Genomic DNA, 18,827 nt, shown 5'->3' on the forward strand with positions numbered 1-18,827 from the left:
CTTTACAAGTTTATCTTCACAGTATGAAAAATTCAGATTGTCTTAGTGAACCGCCGTATACCGAACGGTACGTACGGTGGTGTGAGAGGCCGGTAGATAAATTAATTATCTACCTCCTACTCTATAAGAAGATATAAGTTTTGATAATGTTAGGTTATACACAAAATATTGTAAAGAGAGGGATAAGTATGATAATCACAGATAAAATATATTTTCACTCTATAAATAAAGAGAATAATATAGTAATAAACTCTATTACTGGAGCTATTGATATTCTAAATAAAGAAGTTGCAAACATCTTAAAGAATAAAAATGATAATATGCTAAAAAATTTAGACTCTAAAATCATTGAAAATTTGCATAAAAGAGGATACATATTTAAAAATAGATTGGAAGAGGAAGAGCGAATAAATGCTGTTTATAATATTTATATGGAAGATGTTAAAAAACATGATAACATTTTTTGTATATGTCCTACCTTTAATTGTAACTTGGCTTGCACTTACTGTTTTGAAGGAGATATCACTTCAAATAAATCTATAATGTCTGAGGAAAAGCTGAAATCAGTATTTAATTTTATTGAAAATGAAATTAATAACAATGACAATAAAAATAATGTTTTACAGTTATTCGGAGGAGAACCGTTATTAAAACAGAACTTTAAAATAGTTAAAAAAGTATTAGAATTTTCATTAAAACCCCAAATAAGTGGTGTCGATATAATTACCAACGGTGTCGAGTTAATAGATTATAAAGATTTATTAAATGAATACAAAGATAGTGTAAGGTCTATACAAGTTACGATAGATGGTCCTCCGAATGTACACGACGACAGAAGAATGAAAAAGTCTGGGGAAGGAACATTCAGTACGATTCTATCAAATATAAAGTTAATGCTAAGTTTGGGTTTCAATGTAGTTGTTAGAACTAATGTTGACTCCAAGAACATAGATTCTCTTGTAGAGCTTACAGAAATATTAGAAAATGAATTAATTTTATATGACAATTTTGATTATTATTTTTCTCCCGTAATGTCTAGACATGGCGCTTGTGATTCAACAATGTCGGAAGACCAACTAATTAAAAAATTAAATTCAAACTTTACAAATAAATCTTTAGGAGCTAAAAAATATCCCCTGGATGGAATCAAGATATTAGCTCATGTTAGTAATGTATTAGAAGGTAATAGTAGCTTTTCAATAGCTCCATTATTTCATTATTGTGAAGCTGCCAAAGGTGAATATGTAGCATTCGGACCTGATGGTAAATGTTATCCTTGTGGACAGGCAGTCGGAGTTAAAGAGCTAAGCATAGGTAGTTATTTCCCTAAAATTGAACTGAATAAAGAGATATTAAATTCATGGAAACACTTAGGAGTTATGGATAAACCTAAATGTTCTAAATGTAGTATTAGTCTTCTATGTGGAGGAGGATGTCCTTTTCTTAGTTGGAATAAGACTAAAAATTTAAAAGAATCCGTCGAATGCGAAAAACATTATAAAACATTATCTAACTATCTTACCAATTATAAAATAGAAAAGGGGCTAGTATAATGTTTAATGTATTACTTGTCATACCTCCTAAAATTGTGGAAGAAAGGGAAAAAAGCAACTTAGAATTTTTAGGTGTAGGGTATTTAGCCTCCGTATTAGATAAAGAATGTATCCGCAACGATATATTAGATGCTTATAATTATAATCTAAATGTAAAGGATACAGTTAACAAAATATTAGAAATTAAACCAGATATTGTTGCAATCTCAGCTCCATTCGCATATGAATTAATCCAATGTGTAAAAATAGTATGTCTCTTAAGGAAAAAAGGTTATACAGGACATATAACTATAGGAGGACATGCAGCAGTATCATGTAAAGAAAAACTAATAGAATATGTTAATATTAATTCACTAGCTTTAGGAGAAGGTGAAGAAACATTTGGACTATTAGTAAACAGTATAAAAAATAATGACATTGACTATAATTTAAGCGGATATTGGTTTAAAAAAGACAAAAAAATTATAAAGAATTCACCCAGTAAATTAATTGAAAACTTAGATTCTTTACCGTTTCCTAAAAGGAATAATATTTTTACAAGTGAAAGCAATATTATGGTAAAACATAATGGCGGTAATTTTGCTGGAATTGTTACTTCAAGGGGATGTCCATATAACTGTAAGTTTTGCGATGTTAAAGCTTTTTCTAATCAATCCTATGGACCACCTTGGAGGAGTAGGAGTTCTAAAAATGTGGTAGATGAAATAGAAATGATGTATAAGACATATGGAATTACAAACTTCTTATTTATGGATGATAACTTTATAGGGAGTTCTAAAAAAGGAAGACAAAGAGTTTTTGAAATTTGTGATGAAATCATAAGCAGAAATTTAAATATAAGCTTTTCCTTTGAGTCAAGGGTAACAGATGTCGAATTCATATTATTTAGCAAATTAAAACAAGCAGGACTTGATTCTGTGATGTTAGGGATAGAATCAGGGTGTCAGAGAATGTTAGATACGTGGAATAAAAATATAACCTTAAAAGATAGTAAAAAAGCACTAAATATACTATTAGATTTAGGGATTAATTGTCATGCAAATTTTATATTATATGACATGTATTCTACATTAGACGAAATGGAAGAAGTTTACAATTTCATGAAAGAAACTAATATTTATAAAGCATTGAAAAATCCCATATATTTATTCGATAATAAATTATGTGTATTTCCCAATACTCCTCTAGAAGATGAACTTAGCCAAAAAGGTATATTATCAGATTGGTTGGATGTGACTTTAGATAAGGAGGGATGGAAAATCTTCAAATTTCTACAGCCTATAAAATTTTATGAAATTAAAGATGAAAAAATGAAAAGCTTTATATATTTTAACGACTATTGGGTTGATATTATGAAAAACAAAATCCAATATATAAGTTCAAATAAATACTATGAAAAATACAGTAATTGGCTAAAAAAACTGGGATATTGCTATATAAAATTATTTAAACAGGTTATTGATGGAGTAAGGGGAAGTAATAAAAATTTAATATGTGATATTGACAATACAATGAAAGAATATGATAGAAAAATTTTAGGTGATAAATTTTACAATATTAACAACACTCCCCATAAACTAAAAAGCATTTAGATATTGCTATTAATATTTTAGTCCAGCTAAGAATTGTCAAGAAGTAATTTAAAAATATTTAATAACTAGTTGGATTTAAAGAGGGTAACTTTAATAAGCCATTTGAAAGGTTATCAAAAACATAAAATTGAAGTATAAAATTACCTTATGCATAATAGCGCCAAGGGCAACCATTTTAGGTTTTGATTGATATTTCTTCAAATAATAATCGCGTAGTACTGGGTTTTTAGCAGTTCCATTTTTGTTTCTGCTAATGCTAATTAGAGCCATTGTATGAAGTACTCTTCTAGCGATACGAGATCTACGTTTGGACATAGATACTTTAGTACCTTTAAAGTTACCTGATTGGTTTACTGCCTGACTTACGGACAGCAAACATCCATTATTTCACACATGAAGCCACAAAAAAATCATAGCTAAATCCTTTGAAATAAGTTAAAATATTTTTGGACAAAAATAAACTTATAGAAAGGATTAGCTATGATTAACACTCAAGAATATATTATCACAGAATTAAAAAAAACTCTAGAGAAAATGATAATTTTATCTTCAAGACGTTTAGATAATTTGGTTGCAATAGTATTGGGGATTATAGTATCTAAGTCCACTATATTATCAAATATATCTGAAGAACTAAATGATTTTTATTCCACTGCTAAAGAAGAAAGTAAAATTAAAAGGATACAAAGATTTCTTACTAATAAAAAAATAAATCCTGAACATACTTATGAATATTTTGCTTATAAACTATTAAAAAATTATAAAAATCATTCAAAAAGAATTTATATAATCTTTGATCATACAACAATTAAAGATAAATTTGTTATTTTACAATTTTCATTAAAAATAGGTAAAAGGGCAGTGCCACTTTGGTATAAGGTTTTTAAATATAAAGAAAAAGGTAATAAAAATTTTAAACATGTTAAAGAAGGTTTGAATTTTATTTATTCAATAACAAAAGAATATGATTACGAAGTTATAGTTCTTGCAGATAGAGGATTTAAAAGTATAGATTTATTTAAATATATAGATGAAGTTTTGAAATTTAAATATTGTATTAGATGTACTAAAGATTTGGGCATAGAAATAGATGGAAAGTCCAAGATAAAAAAATTACAAGATATAAATACTCTTAAAAATAAGACTAAACATCTTACTGGAATTAAGTTAACAGCTCAAAAATACCTTTGCAATATTGCCATATGCAAAGCAGAAGACAAAGAAGATACTTGGTATATAGCTAATAATCTCGAAAAGCCTTTATCTATTAGAGAATATAAAAAAAGATTTGACATAGAAGAAATGTTTAAAGATTTTAAATCTGGTGGATTTAATCTTGAAGATACTTGGAGTAAAAATATACATTATGTGAAAATGCTTTATTTTTGTGTTTATATTGCTTATTGTTGGATGATAACTTTAGGAACCTCTTGCACAAAAGATAGGAAAAACAGGATAATTAGTACTACTAAAAGACTTAAAGGGAAACAAGTAAGAATATATAGTATATTTAGATCAGGATTAAAATGGTTCAAAAGATGTTATTATCAATGTAAGAAGAAATATCACCTAAAAACTGTTTTTACCTTGTATGAAGGTCAGCACCAAATTTTACTATTGACAAAATACACTGTTATACTTCTAGTTATTTCGATCTATATATTTCTACATATTCTAATTTATTTAAATATTTAGCTTGAAAGATAACAAATCAAATATACAGATTGAATATTATAGTATTTAATCCATTTTATAAATTATTACTGTCCGTAAGTCAGGGTTTACTGCAGGATCTAAACCAAAATAAGCAAAGAGTTGTTTGGTCGATTTAAATGCTGAAAAGTCTCCAATTTCACACATAAGGCTTACAGCAGAAAGAAAACCAGCTCCTTTAAAGGATTCAATAAGATGTATTTGTTTTACAAAGTTAGTATCTTCATTGCAATCCACTAATTCTTGCATATCAGAAAGTATAGCCTCGACCTCGTCGTTGTACTGACGGATAAAGCGAATATAAAGAAGGATATGCTTAAAATTACTGTTTATAGAATAACCAAAAGTCTTTGCATCACTTGCAGCCTTGCTAATTGCATTATACTTTTTTTCTGCATAAGAAGCACCAAACCGTGCTGTAGAGCGTATAGATGTAATGATTTCATCTTTAGAGGCATTGAGAAATGCATCTGGAGAAGTATATTTTTCTAATAAAGTCAAAGCCGTATTTACAGTGATTTTAGAAAAAATTTTCAGGTATTGCGGAAATACCATTCGTAGTTCACCTTGAAGCTTATTAATATAAGTAGATCGGTTATCCACTAGATCGTAGTACTCTCTTGAAAGATTTCTTAAATCAAGAACAAGATCTGATTGAATAAGAGAAACTTTTAAATCTGGCTTTAAACCAATTAATGCAGCTTTTTTTGAATCAAATTTATCATTATGGACTTTTCTAATGTTAATATTTGTGCTATTCTTAGTGCTGATAGGATTGATTATGGAAATATTAAATCCCTTATCACGAAGATAGCAGAAGAGTGGGTAATGATAAATTCTCGTAGATTCTAGGAAAATGCGACTTTCCAAAGAATACATCTCTTCGGCTTCTTTGATTTTAGAAACAGCCATGGACAGGGAATTTAAATCAGAATGTAGGATTTTAAAAGGCTTTCCTACAAAGGTTTGATTGGGAAGTGCAATAGACATAAAGCTAAAATTTGCACCAACATCAATACCAACCGAAATAAATAAGTTTTCAAATAAAATGTTTGACATAGTTGTAGCTCCTTTCTGATAGGAATCCATTTCCATTTAATGAGTATACAACCTTGCGAGTTATACAGGTATAGCCTAAGGCTCCCAACCAGTCGAATCATAAAACCTCATTGAATGGACTAATTGACTAAATCACGGGTATAAGTCAGTTTAACTGACTTCCCAAGGAGGACAACATTATTTGTACTATCCTTAAGAATTATACATTATGATAAGTCTGGAGTCTATTGGGAACCGTCAGACATCTTAAATAAGTTAGATAATATCTGATGAAGGGAGAATACCTTCTTCTATTATCGGGTATGAAAAGATATAAATAAGAGATGAATAGTCTTAGTGACTATATCATTATTATACAAGGAGGTGTTCAAATGATAAGCGATTTTAAAAAAATTGGTTTTAAAAATTTGATTGCACATAAAAATTATTTAAAACTTCTAATTGCAAATGCTATTTCTAGGTTTGGTGATTCAATTGATTCGATAGCATTCGCATGGATGATCTATATTCTAACTGGTTCTAATGTACTAATGGGAAGTATCTTAGCTATAAATGCATTACCTAATATTTTATTTAGCCCTTTTGCAGGTACACTTGTAGACAAATACTCTAAAAAGAAAATTATTATCATTACACATATAGGAAGAGGTATAATTGTTTTAATCACAGCATTATTATACTTTTTAGGAATGTTAAAGCCTTGGCATCTCTTTATTTTGACTTTTATTAACTCTACATTCGAGACTCTAAACATTCCAGCAGTGTTTGCAATTATGCCATCTTTGGTTGATAAAGAGTTATTTTTGACTGCTAATTCATTTTCAAAATCTTTATATAAATTGATGGGATTGATAGGAATATCTATAGCTGGAGGGATTATTGCCACAATTGGTGTATCTGGTGCAATAATGATAGATGGTATAACCTTTGCTATTGCTGCAATGGTAACTTTTTTTATAAAAGTTACAGAAAAAAGAAATAATAATATAAATCTGGATTTTAAAACATACATCAAAGAAGTAGGGGCAGGTTTTAAATATGTTAAGAAAAATCACATAATAATAATATCTATAGTATTATTTGCAGTAGTTAATTTTGCCTTTGGACCAATAAATGTATTGATGCCTCATTTTGTAAAGTATAATTTACAATCAGATGCTAAAATGTTAAGCATTCTTTCTCTTGCTCTTATAGTAGGTGAGATTTTAGGAGGAATTATAGTAGGTCAATTTTGTTCAAAAGTTAAAAAAATACTACTTGTTATTTTGAGTATATTTTTTCTAGGATTAAACTATTCACTATTATTTATACCAGGAAATTTATACTTATTTAACAATAGTTCCATAGTATTTAGTATAATATCCTTTTTTGGGATAGGTTTTTTTCTTATTTTTGCTATATCTTCCTTAACGGCATATTTGTTAGAAAACGTGTCAGAAGAATTTTTAGGAAGGACTTCATCTTTTATAAACATGGTTTCTGGGTCAATGACTCCCTTAGGCATGTTCTTATGTGGAATTGTAGCACATTACATATCAATATCATTAATATTTTTAACAATGGGACTGATGATTTCTATTGTATCAGTGATACTTTTCTTAAGAAAACCTATAAAAATAGAAAATTAGTTGTTATAAAATCATAAATGGTATAAATACTAAGAACGTTTGTAAATAACGTTCTTAGTATTTATACAACAGAAAGGTATAAATATGAATTTGTTTCAACTTTTATTTAGTATAATTATCAAAATAACCTTGAATATATACAATAGGAGTACCCTTATCTCCACTACCCGATGTTAAATCGGAAAGGGAGCCTATAAGGTCTGTCAATCTTCTAGGAGTTGTACCTTGAGCTTCCATGGATCCCACAAGGTCCGAAGATTTACCTTTAATATATTCTGATATGGCATCTCTAAGTTCCTCACCTTCTAGATGGGAGAAGTTATTATCGGCAAGATATTTTAACTTGACTTCATTAGGTGTACCCTCTAGTCCTTTAGTATAACCTGGCGATACAACAGGGTCAGCAAGCTCCCATATCTTACCTACAGGATCTTTAAAGGCACCATCACCATAAACCATAACTTCAATGGCTTTTCCGGTCTTCTCTTTAACCATTTCTTGAATTTTATTAACAATGGTATCACAATCCCTTGGGAAAAGTTTAACCCTATTTTCTGTTGATTTATTAGAGCCTAAAAGACCATAGTCTTCATTATAACCATTACCATCAATAGAAGTTGATAAAATATCGTCCAGACCATATATTTTTTCTCCACCATTATTTTCTAATATTCTTTTAGTTCTAAATCTTGTATGAATATCACAAGTAAGAACATTTTTAGTATGCTTTAAAATAGTTTTTGGATCATTTGAGAATATTACTTCACATTCCACACCATATTCTTCGATTAAAGATTTATAATAATCAATATAATCAACACCAGTAAAAGGGTGTTTTATATATCCAAAATTATTACGGAACTCTTCCTCGGATAAAACATCGGTCCAAGGATTTACACCTTTTTCATCAAGGACATCAATACTAACTAAATGATTCCCCACTTCATCTGAAGGATAACTAAGCATTAAAACTATCTTTTTAACTCCCTTTGCAATACCACGAAGACAAATTGCAAAGCGGTTACGACTTAGTATAGGGAATATAACGCCAAGGGTATCGTCCCCAAATTTTGAGCTTACATCTTTACTGATGGCGTCAATACTTGCATAATTTCCTTGGGCACGGGCAACTATAGATTCTGTTACACTTACAACATCCCTATCTTTTATAGAAAAACCTTCCGCTTTTGAAGCCTTTAATATACTATCTACAACTATCTTTGATATATCGTCATTTTCTTTAATAATAGGAGCCCTAAGACCTCTAACAACAGTTCCAACAACTCTTTCCATTGTAATTCCCCCTTAAATTTTTTATATTAATCCTTTCAGTTGTACTATATACCAACTTGTGATATAAGTAAAATAAATAGATATAATATAAGATATAAGGAGTGTTTATATGTCTATAAAACTTGATTTATATAAAGTTTTTAATGCAGTTTGCAAATATGAAAGTTTCTCGAAGGCAGGGAAAGTCCTTTATATGACTCAACCTGCTGTAAGCCAAGCCATAATGCAACTAGAGCGGGAACTGGAAGTGGGACTTTTTATAAGAAATTCCAGAGGAGTAAAGGCAACAAAGGAGGGTAAATTACTATTTGAATATATAAGCTCAGCACTAAACTTAATTGATGCAGGAGAAAAAAAGGTTCATGAATCTAAGGAATTGATGTCAGGAGAACTTAAAGTTGGAGTGGGAGATACTATTTCAAGATATTTTTTGTTGCCCTATTTAGAAGTGTTTCATAATAGATATCCAAATATTGATTTGAAAATTATTAATCGCACCACATTAGAGCTTTGTCCATTATTAAAGTCAGGAAAAATTGATATTGCAATTTGTAACTTGCCTATTAAGGACACCTCTATAAAGGTGAAAGAGTTAATGGATATAGAAGATATTTTTGTGTGTGGGCAAAAATATAAAAATCAGATTTCTAAAGATATAAATCTTGAAGACCTAGGAAAATTTCCACTAATATTATTGGAACCTACGTCTAATTCAAGACAGTATGTGGAGAAGTATATGCTAACAAAGGGTATAAAAATTAAACCAGAAATTGAACTAGGATCCCATGACTTACTTTTAGAGTTTGCAAAAATAAATTTAGGAATATCCTGTGTGGTTAAGGAGTTTTCTAAACAGTATTTAGATAAAGGAGTTTTATATGAACTTCCTATAACTGAAAAGATACCTAAAAGAGGTATAGGGGTTTGTTTTTTAAAGAGTTTATCTCTGTCTCCATCTTCAGTTAAATTTGTTGAAATTTTAGAAGAGAAGTCTTAATAATTCTTAATACTTTTCTTTTATATTTCTTAAGCTTTTGAAGGTAGAATGGCCTTAGAGGTGATTTAGATATGTTTAAGTTTATAAAAGAATTCATTAAAAATCCTAAATTTATCGGAGCTGTAGCTCCTAGTAGTAAGTATTTGGCAGAAAAAATGATAGAAAGTATAGATTTTAAAGATTGTAATTGTATTATAGAGTATGGACCAGGAACTGGAGTTTTTACAGAAAAATTAATTACTAGAAAAAAAGAAAATACTATATTAATTATATTTGAAAATAATAAAGATTTTTATAATGAGTTAATAAAGATATATGGGTATAAAAATAATGTTAAAATAATAAATGATGGAGCTGAAAATACAAATAAATATTTAGAGTATTATAGTATCAAAGAGGTAGACTACATTGTATCGGGACTCCCTTTTACATCACTACCGGGGAATATTTCCGATAAAATATTAAAAAGCACAAAAGAGATGTTAAAGAATAGGGGACAATTCATTACCTTTCAATATTCTTTAGTAAAAATAAATTTTTTTAAGAGTTATTTTAATAATATAAAAAGTAACAAAGTTATACTAAATATTCCCCTTGCCCATGTGTTAAGATGTGAAATAAAGGAGGAGCTATGAAAGAAAAAATATTAGTTGTTGATGATGATAAAAATATAAGAAAGTTAGTAGAGGTTTATTTAAAAAATGAAGGATACCTTGTTGATAAGGCAAAGGACGGAAAAGAAGCCTTAGATCTAATAAAAGAAAAAGAATACGATTTAATAATACTAGATATAATGATGCCTAAATTAGATGGGGTAGCTACTTGTATAGAAATCAGAGAAGAGTACACAATGCCCATAATATTTTTATCAGCTAAGGGAGAAGAAATTGATAAGATAGAGGGATTAACTGTTGGCGCAGATGACTATATAACAAAGCCCTTCAGTTCAATGGAGTTAATTGCTAGGGTTAAAGCTCAACTTAGAAGATATAAAAAATTTAATAATAAATCTACAAATAAAAACATAATTGAGATTGAGGATTTAATTATAAATACTGATACCCATGAAGTTACTGTAAGGGGAGATAAGGTTAAATTAACACCAAAGGAGTTTGATATATTAGAGTGCTTAGCCCAAAATAAGGGAATTGTATTTAGTGTGGAAAAGTTATATGAAAGGGTTTGGAAAGAAAAGTTTGCAGTTTCGGATACTTCCATAGTGGTCCATATAACTAATTTGCGACAAAAGATAGAGCTAGATCCCAAATCCCCCCAATATATAAAGACTGTATGGGGAGTCGGGTATAAAATATGAAAAAGAAAATATATAATAAAATATCAGTAAAGTTAATATTATTGGTAGCTATTGCTTTTTTAGTGAGTATAGTTACCTTCGGTGCTATAGCAAATATTTTTACAAACTATATGATAAATAATTATGGCAATAGAGAAAACGTACCAATAACAACAGCTTATAAAATTTATTCAGGTACTATAATATCTCTACCTTTTATAATTTTTCTCATTATTTTTCTTACAGGGGTAAATAAAAGGATTAAATATTTAAGGTATATAATAGATGGAGTTAAGGAAATAAAGGATCAAAGCTATTTAGAGGAATTGGATGTAAAAGGTAAGGATGAAATTGGAGAGTTGGCAGAGAGTATAAACATAATGTCTAATAGACTAAAAGAGAACTATAGGAAAGAAAAAGAAATAGAAGATGCTAAAAATGAATTAATAGTGGCAGTATCCCACGATTTAAAGACTCCGCTAACTTCAATAATTGGTTACTTAGAATTGATTAATAAAAATATAGACAATTATAATAAAGAGGATAAAGAATATATAGAGATAGTGTATAAGAAAAGCTTGAGTTTAAAAAAATTAATAGAGGAATTATTTGAATATACTAAACTTAATAGTGGATATGTCACTTTAGAAAAGACTAAATTCAATATAGGTATATTAATAAATCAAGTGGTGGGAGAGTATATACCCCTTTTAAAAAATAAAAGCATAAGAACAGAAATAAAGAGCAATAGTGGAGAATTATGGTGTGAAATAGATGTAGAAAAAATGGTTAGGGTTATAGACAATATAGTAAGAAATGCTGAGAAATATAGTTTTCCAGATACTGATTTTAAAGTTTCTATAGTTCAGTTAGAGGATAGTATAAAAATAACCTTTCAAAATGTTGGGGATAATATAGATGAAAAACAATTGAAAAAGGTTTTTGAAAAAATGTATAGACTAGATAAGGCTAGAGCTTCAGAAAATGAAGGTTCAGGATTGGGACTAGCTATATCAAAAAGAATTATAGAACTACATGGGGGAGAGTTATGGGCTGAATGTGAAGGTAATAATATAAAGTTTAATATGCTTCTTAAAAAATATAGTCTTTAGTATAATAGGTCTTCTAAAAGAAACATGGAAGATGCTTTTGTTTTCATATAATTATTAAAATATAGCTATATAGGGGGTTAGAAAGGACTTGACTAAAATTAGAATATATAGATCAATAGTATTTGTTCCACTTGTATGTTTATCTCTAGTGTTTAAAGCCTATTTAGAACTTACTATTATTATAATTTCTATTTTAGCATTTTATGGTTTTAAACATTAGTAAAAAGCTTAAATTTAAAATATTGTAAATAATATAGAAAGTATATATAACACCCTATATTTGTCTGTATTATATATGTATATATACAAAAGATAATAGTATATCATTAAAAAAGAGGTGATATATATGAGTAGAAATAAGCCAATTGATCCCAATGCCAGAGCTGCTTTAAATAATTTAAAATATGAAATTGCAAATGAACTTGGAGTTCCCCATAATATGAATGCAAATCCAAATGATTATACTCCAGTTCAGAATATATACATGGCAGGAAATGTAGGAGGCCAGATGACTAAAAGGTTAATTCAAAAAGGGGAAGAAATGTTAATAAATAAAAATAAATAACTTACTTTAAAAACCTAGGCAATGTGTCTAGGTTTTAATATTAAAATAAGAAAATGCTAAAGACTATAGATAATAGTTATGATAAGATAGTCCTAGTAATACTTATTAGGAGGAAAACATGGAAAACACATCAAAAATGTATACATATATAATATTAATTACAAGCTTTGGTTTAATAGCTAGCTGTATTATTTTTAATATCTCTTTAGTATACGGTTTTTTAGGTGCAATTATATTTTCAATTATTATGTTAAGGAAGTTAGGATTTGCACTGAAGGAATTAACTAATATGATGATAAAAGGGATAATAGAATATAAAATTATTTTTATAATAGTAGTATTAATGGGGACAACCATATCAATATGGTTATCATCGGGGACTGTACCGGCATTAATATATTATGGGTTTAAATATATTCAAGATACTAATTATCTGTTAGCATGTTTTTTTATAACCTCTATTATTTCAGTTGTTATGGGAACAGGCCTAGGAACATTAAGTACCATGGGTATAGCTCTATTGGCAATAGGAAAAGGTCTATCGATACCTAGCCATATACTATTAGGAACAATGATATCAGGAGCTTTTTTAGCAGATAAAATATCCCCCATATCGGGACTTGTTAATCTTAACTTAAAGGTAACAGGGGTTAAATATAACCAAGGGATAAAATCAATGATGAAGACTTTGGTTCCTGTGTTCATACTTTCATCTATTATATATTATTTTATAGGAGAAAATTATACTTCCCAGATTAATCCGTTAGAAATATCTAAATATCAACAGAATATAATGTATTCATTTTCAATATCTCCAATGTTATTAATTCTTCCAGTTGGAGTAATAGTTATGTCTATATTTGGAGTGAAAACAGTTCCTAATATGTCCATAGGTATAATGGTAGGTAGCTTAATAAGTATTTTTTATCAAAATATTTCTGTGGAAAACTTAATAAAATATGTTCTAATGGGTTTTAAAATTCAGGATAATCCTCAATTAAGTGAGATTCTTAAAGGAGGAGGGGTGTTTCCCATGACAGAAGTAATATTAATAGTAATGGGAGCACTGGCTTTAAATGGATTGTTCGACGGGACCAATATAATAGCCCCAATAATTGATGGCATTATTAAAAATATTAAAAGTAGAGGGAGTTTAATAGCAAGAACAGGGTTATTAAGCATGCTATTAACAACAGCAACCTGTGACCAAACAGTAGGAATAGTAGTTCCAGGGAAGTTTTTAAAAAATAAATATAAAGAGTTAAACCTAGATAATGGAGTTCTTACTAGAACCATCTCCGATACAGGTGTAGTGATAGCCCCATTGGAACCTTGGAATGTTAATTCCATATTAATAGCCGTAATAACCGGGATTTCTACCACTGAATATGCCCCATATGCCGTATTATGCTATCTGTTTCCTATCATTACTATAGCCACGGGCTATTTAAATATTAGGTTAAGTAAAGTTAGATCAACTAAACAAATATAAGGAATAAAATAAGGAGATATTAATATGAAACCAACTTTAAAAATCATAATAGCAATGGTTCTTTGGGGGAGTATTGGATTATTTGTTAAAAACATTAGCTTACCATCTATAGAGATTGCCTTTTTAAGGGCAGTAATCGCCAGTATAGTTCTTATAGTTGGGAGATTACTAATAATAAGAAATCCTAGGAAAAGTATAAATAAATATAGTAAAAAAGATATATGGTTATTATTTTTTTCAGGAATTATATTAGCATTTAATTGGTTTTTTCTTTTTAAAGCATATAAATATACAACAGTAGCCAATGCTACGCTGACCTATTATTTAGCCCCGGTGTTTGTTATATTTCTTTCTCCTGTTGTTTTTAAAGAGAGAATAACTAAAAGGAAACTAATATCTGTATTTGTTGCTATGGCTGGCTTGGTATTGATTGTAAGCAGGCAAAAAATCATGTTAGATATCAACTATGAACATATAAAGGGAATTACTTTTGGAGTATTGGCAGCCATACTATATGCAGGGGTTATTATGTTAAATAAATCTATAAAAGAAGTTACAAGCTTTAATAGAACTATAATACAAATAGTAATCAGTGGGTTGGTTTTATTACCCATTATAATCTATAGAGATAATATAGATATATCCAGTACTAAGGGATTAATCAATATAATAATTCTAGGAACAATCCATACTGGTCTGGCCTATTTATTGTATTTTCCCAGTATAAAAGATGTTAGTGTTCAACGGGTTTCAGTATTAAGTTATATTGATTCTATTTCAGCAATTATTTTTGGCACTTTATTTTTAGGAGAACCTTTAGGGATATTTCATATTATGGGGGGAGGGCTTATCTTGATTTCTCCATTTATAAAAGACAGGACCTAGGTCCTGTCTTTTAAACACTATCCCACTTAAAAAACTTATTTCCCAAAACAATAAACACTAAACTCAATCCAACTAAGATTAAAGACTCCTTAGGAAAAGCCAATATAGTTTTATTTTCCACCCAAACCCCCCTCATTACATAAAGACCATGAATAATAGGATTAAATATTTCTAATATCTTCACAAGAAAGGGACTAAACATTTCAGGAGGAAATGTAAATCCACCTAAAAACATCTGAACATAAAATATAATTAGAGCTACCGTTTGATAGGTGCCACTGCTTTTAAAAAAGGAGCCTAAGAAAAATGCAAAGGTAAATTGAAACAAATTGATTAATCCCAGACCTAAAATAATCTGAACTATATTATCCATTGGTACAGTAACTCCCTTTGAAACCACTGCGAAAACTACTAATGCTATGATTCCTGAGATTTGACATATAAGGACAGCTAAAAATAAAGATAGGGCTATTTGTATCGGTTTAATTCCTAAAAGTTTATATTTAATAAAATAACTATGTTCTTTATGGGTAACTAACCTCATACCAAAGACTAAAATACCTGTATTAAGGATTATAACTGGTATATAGGCTGGCAAAAGATACTCCACAATTGAAATTTGAGTTTCTGGACTCATTGAATCCTTTAATAAATTACTGAAGATTAGATACATTAGTATAGGAAAGGCTATTACAAAAAACATATTTTGAAAGTTTCTAAACTGTAGCTTTAATTCATATAGACCTAATGCTTTCACTTTTTTCATTGATAATATCCCCCTTTTCGTCTAATTTATATCCTGCCACTTCTAAAAACACATCTTCTAAACTTGGAGACTTAACTGCTAGATTTTTTATGCCAACATGTTCTAAAAGATATTTAAGAACCGATTCATCATCATCGGTTTGGATCTGATATCTACCATCGGGTAATTCCTTGGGATTATACTTAAAGAGTTTAAATTTACCATTAGAATCCTTTAGCTGGAACTCTATTATCTTTTCACCGTGGGAATATTTATCTATGGCATCGGTAACTGTTCCTAGATAGGCCATTTCTCCTTCATTTAATATTAATATTCTATTGGCTAGATATTCTATTTCATCTAAGTAGTGACTAGTTAAAATTATGGTAATATCCTTATTTTTATTTATCTTTTTTAATATATTCCATGTAACCCTCCTAGCCACTGGGTCAAGACCTGTAGTTAATTCGTCTAGAAAAATTACATCGGGGTGATGTATAAGGGCCAGTAAAACTGCCAGTCTCTGTTTATTTCCTCCAGATAAATGCTTTATATAGGTTTTTCTCTCTTTATAAAGGTCAAAATCCTTTAAAAGCTCATTTATATCCTCATCACTACCGGTTATATCTTTATATAATTTACATATGTCCATAACCTTGGCCTTATTTTCAAAATGGCTATGTTGCATTTGGACCCCGATATGATCCTGTAATGCCTTTTTATCAAAAAGATATTCTATACTACCCTTATCCTGTTTATAAATATCAACTATACAGTTTATGAGAGTAGTTTTACCGGCACCGTTATGACCAACTATACCAATAATTTCTCCACAATCAACATCAAAGCTAATATTTTTAAGGGCCTTCTTTTTGCCAAAGGTTTTAGATATGTTATTTACTTTAATTAGACTTTTCATTTTAATCCCCCTCGGACTAATATTTAACTTATATATATTGTATCATCTGTCTAATATTATTTTAATTTTTTCATACCGATAAAAGGAAAGTTTAATACCATATTTGAAAGTTTCATGACATAACTCCGTTCTGTGCAGAGTGCAAGGTGAAGAGAACAGGGAGTTGGTCAGGCTATAATTTTTTGTAAAAGATAACTTTTCTAAGCATTAAAAAAGGAGCATTTGTGCTCCTTTTTTAAAATATCTATTAATTTACATGTAGGGACTAGGCATGCCTAGTCCGGTTTTAAAGCCATAAAATATGGAAAATACATAAATGTTTTATCAAACTTAGTCTTTAGAATCGTAGGTTTTTACAGTTAAAGGGTTACAGATTGTGCATGGTCAACCCTACACATTCATTCGAAGGCTTCCTTTATGTTTTAAGAAACTTTATCTTATTCTTAGTAATCAAAGCATTATCATTTTCATCAGTATTTTTAAAGAAAATAATAAAGGATGATGTACCATAGGGGGATATACGATGGATATTTTTTAAATTAACTATATAGGATTTATGGGTCCTTAAAAAAGCCGAGGATAGCTTTTCTTCTATTTCCTTAAGACCCATATTTGTGATATATCTATTATTTGGAGTATGGATAATAAGTTGCTTTTTATCCTTTTCAAAATAATTAATTTCATTCATATTTATTATTTGATAGTCTTCATTATTTTTTATAACAATAATATCATTGTCCTTTAGAGATGCAGTCATACCTTTTTCATTTATTTTATCTAAAATTTTTTGTAAATCCTCCTTTACCCTAGAAAAATCAATTGGTTTTAATATATAATCAAAGGCTCTGATCTCATAGGAGTCTAAAGCATAATGACGAAAGGCTGTTATAAAGACAATCTCTATATCTTTATTAATAGTTTTCATTATTTTTGCAGCTTCAAGACCATCCATTTTAGGCATATCTATATCCAGAAAGGCTAAGTGGACTTCATATGTTTTTATTATTTCCAAAGCTTCTTCACCATTGTTTGCCATAAATATATCCTTAACACTATCATTTTCTTCAATAACCTTTTTTAACACCCGTAAAGTATAAATATCATCATCACATATTAATATACTAATCATATAATTAATCACCTATCTTTACTATAAAATCTATTCTATTATTACACTTATCTACATCAATACTACCACTATATTTTTCTACCAACTCTTTAACTATGTATAGTCCATAACCCCTACCGGTATTCTCTTTAGTGGAGAAACCTTGCTTGAAAAAATCTTCAGTATTTATATCTTCGTCTATATAGGGATTACCTATTTTAAATATATAGCCATCAAGGTTTTCGGTATGCTCAACATGAAAAAACATTTTCTTAGGTATATCATTGGTTAAAACATACTCTATGGAATTATCTAAAAGGTTTCCAACAATACTAGATATATCCCAAGGTTTAATTGAAGATAGCTTGACTCTACAGTACTTCTCTATAACAAACTCTATTTCCTTTTCGTTTGCTAATTCTTTTTTAGTGTTAACAAGGGCTGTTAAAGTAGGATTACCTAAACGGAGAAAATGACCTGAAAACCTGTAGCTATTTGAGATCCCCTGTAGATAGTTTTTAGCAACATCATATTCTTCTAAAATAAGCATAGAACTAACGGTTTGAATATGATTAATATGGTCATGACCTTTTTGTCTAAGGAGATTAATCATAGCTTCTGTATTTTTTAAATCTGTTTTAACCACTTCTAATTCCTTTTCCCTTATTAAACTTTTTATAAATTTTATTAAGACGGATATATTTATAATGATTATTAAAGCAATAGATAGAATACCTATTAAAAACCACCTATTAAAATGTTTATATCTTTTAGTTAATAAAAGAAATAATAGTAGAAAGATAATTAATGTTTGACCAAGACCTATAATAAACCAAAGTTTTTTATTCATAATATTAACTCTCCATAAATTC

At 29.0% G+C, this 18,827-nt stretch carries 18 protein-coding genes; 11 read left to right on the top strand and 7 right to left on the bottom strand.

All coding sequences use genetic code 11. The features are described 5' to 3' along the window. Positions 1-188 precede the first annotated feature (188 nt). A complete protein-coding gene (locus tag V6137_RS07980; protein ID WP_425447381.1) occupies positions 189-1,553 on the top strand; it encodes a radical SAM protein in 1,365 nt (454 codons plus the stop codon). Next, positions 1,553-3,145: a B12-binding domain-containing radical SAM protein gene (locus V6137_RS07985; RefSeq protein WP_425447382.1), complete on the top strand. Its 1,593-nt coding sequence runs from the start codon at positions 1,553-1,555 to the stop codon at positions 3,143-3,145. The genes V6137_RS07980 and V6137_RS07985 overlap by 1 nt, the downstream gene beginning before the upstream one ends. A 90-nt stretch (positions 3,146-3,235) precedes the next feature. Here V6137_RS07985 and V6137_RS07990 read toward each other — a convergent pair whose 3' ends face one another. Beyond that, positions 3,236-3,520, bottom strand: a complete 285-nt coding sequence (locus V6137_RS07990; protein ID WP_425447383.1) for a transposase — start codon at positions 3,518-3,520, stop codon at positions 3,236-3,238. Between the two features lie 105 nt (positions 3,521-3,625). Here V6137_RS07990 and V6137_RS07995 point away from each other — a divergent pair, with 105 nt between their 5' ends. Further along, the gene (locus V6137_RS07995; protein ID WP_425447384.1) at positions 3,626-4,840 is read left to right on the top strand and encodes an IS4 family transposase; all 1,215 of its coding nucleotides are present in this window, start codon (positions 3,626-3,628) and stop codon (positions 4,838-4,840) included. Between the two features lie 45 nt (positions 4,841-4,885). Here V6137_RS07995 and V6137_RS08000 read toward each other — a convergent pair whose 3' ends face one another. Next, complete coding sequence (locus V6137_RS08000; RefSeq protein WP_425447385.1) at positions 4,886-5,917, bottom strand: IS110 family transposase; 1,032 nt, start codon at positions 5,915-5,917, stop codon at positions 4,886-4,888. A gap of 371 nt (positions 5,918-6,288) precedes the next feature. Between V6137_RS08000 and V6137_RS08005 the strand changes: the two genes are divergently transcribed. Beyond that, the gene (locus V6137_RS08005) at positions 6,289-7,545 is read left to right on the top strand and encodes an MFS transporter (RefSeq protein WP_425447386.1); all 1,257 of its coding nucleotides are present in this window, start codon (positions 6,289-6,291) and stop codon (positions 7,543-7,545) included. Between the two features lie 102 nt (positions 7,546-7,647). Here V6137_RS08005 and V6137_RS08010 read toward each other — a convergent pair whose 3' ends face one another. Then, positions 7,648-8,838: a coenzyme F420-0:L-glutamate ligase gene (locus V6137_RS08010; RefSeq protein WP_425447387.1), complete on the bottom strand. Its 1,191-nt coding sequence runs from the start codon at positions 8,836-8,838 to the stop codon at positions 7,648-7,650. Positions 8,839-8,947: 109 nt separating this feature from the next. Here V6137_RS08010 and V6137_RS08015 point away from each other — a divergent pair, with 109 nt between their 5' ends. From V6137_RS08015 to V6137_RS08045, 7 genes are all read left to right on the top strand, one after another. Beyond that, positions 8,948-9,835 carry a LysR family transcriptional regulator gene (locus tag V6137_RS08015; RefSeq protein ID WP_425447388.1) on the top strand — a complete coding sequence of 296 codons (888 nt, stop codon included), beginning with the start codon at positions 8,948-8,950 and terminating at the stop codon, positions 9,833-9,835. Between the two features lie 71 nt (positions 9,836-9,906). After that, positions 9,907-10,470, top strand: coding sequence for a class I SAM-dependent methyltransferase (locus tag V6137_RS08020; RefSeq protein WP_425447389.1), 564 nt, complete (start codon positions 9,907-9,909; stop codon positions 10,468-10,470). Then, positions 10,467-11,150 carry a response regulator transcription factor gene (locus tag V6137_RS08025; protein ID WP_425447390.1) on the top strand — a complete coding sequence of 228 codons (684 nt, stop codon included), beginning with the start codon at positions 10,467-10,469 and terminating at the stop codon, positions 11,148-11,150. The genes V6137_RS08020 and V6137_RS08025 overlap by 4 nt, the downstream gene beginning before the upstream one ends. Next, positions 11,147-12,241, top strand: a complete 1,095-nt coding sequence (locus V6137_RS08030; RefSeq protein WP_425447391.1) for a sensor histidine kinase — start codon at positions 11,147-11,149, stop codon at positions 12,239-12,241. The genes V6137_RS08025 and V6137_RS08030 overlap by 4 nt, the downstream gene beginning before the upstream one ends. A 346-nt stretch (positions 12,242-12,587) precedes the next feature. Next, positions 12,588-12,806, top strand: a complete 219-nt coding sequence (locus tag V6137_RS08035) for an alpha/beta-type small acid-soluble spore protein (RefSeq protein WP_425447392.1) — start codon at positions 12,588-12,590, stop codon at positions 12,804-12,806. 118 nt (positions 12,807-12,924) lie between these two features. Then, positions 12,925-14,298 carry a Na+/H+ antiporter NhaC family protein gene (locus tag V6137_RS08040; protein ID WP_425447393.1) on the top strand — a complete coding sequence of 458 codons (1,374 nt, stop codon included), beginning with the start codon at positions 12,925-12,927 and terminating at the stop codon, positions 14,296-14,298. Positions 14,299-14,322: 24 nt separating this feature from the next. Further along, positions 14,323-15,183, top strand: coding sequence for a DMT family transporter (locus V6137_RS08045; RefSeq protein WP_425447394.1), 861 nt, complete (start codon positions 14,323-14,325; stop codon positions 15,181-15,183). A gap of 10 nt (positions 15,184-15,193) precedes the next feature. Here V6137_RS08045 and V6137_RS08050 read toward each other — a convergent pair whose 3' ends face one another. From V6137_RS08050 to V6137_RS08065, 4 genes are all read right to left on the bottom strand, one after another. Then, on the bottom strand, positions 15,194-15,949 hold the full coding sequence (locus V6137_RS08050; RefSeq protein WP_425447395.1) for an ABC transporter permease: 756 nt from the start codon (positions 15,947-15,949) through the stop codon (positions 15,194-15,196). After that, a complete protein-coding gene (locus V6137_RS08055) occupies positions 15,918-16,847 on the bottom strand; it encodes an ABC transporter ATP-binding protein (RefSeq protein WP_425447396.1) in 930 nt (309 codons plus the stop codon). Before V6137_RS08055 ends, V6137_RS08050 begins: the two co-directional genes overlap by 32 nt. A gap of 415 nt (positions 16,848-17,262) precedes the next feature. Continuing rightward, positions 17,263-17,976, bottom strand: a complete 714-nt coding sequence (locus V6137_RS08060; protein WP_425447397.1) for a LytR/AlgR family response regulator transcription factor — start codon at positions 17,974-17,976, stop codon at positions 17,263-17,265. Positions 17,977-17,980: 4 nt separating this feature from the next. Continuing rightward, positions 17,981-18,805 carry a sensor histidine kinase gene (locus V6137_RS08065; protein WP_425447398.1) on the bottom strand — a complete coding sequence of 275 codons (825 nt, stop codon included), beginning with the start codon at positions 18,803-18,805 and terminating at the stop codon, positions 17,981-17,983. Positions 18,806-18,827: the final 22 nt, after the last annotated feature.

The sequence above is a fragment of the Dethiothermospora halolimnae genome, from assembly GCF_037577855.1.
Classification (GTDB): Bacteria; Bacillota; Clostridia; order Tissierellales; family VENL01; genus Dethiothermospora; species Dethiothermospora halolimnae.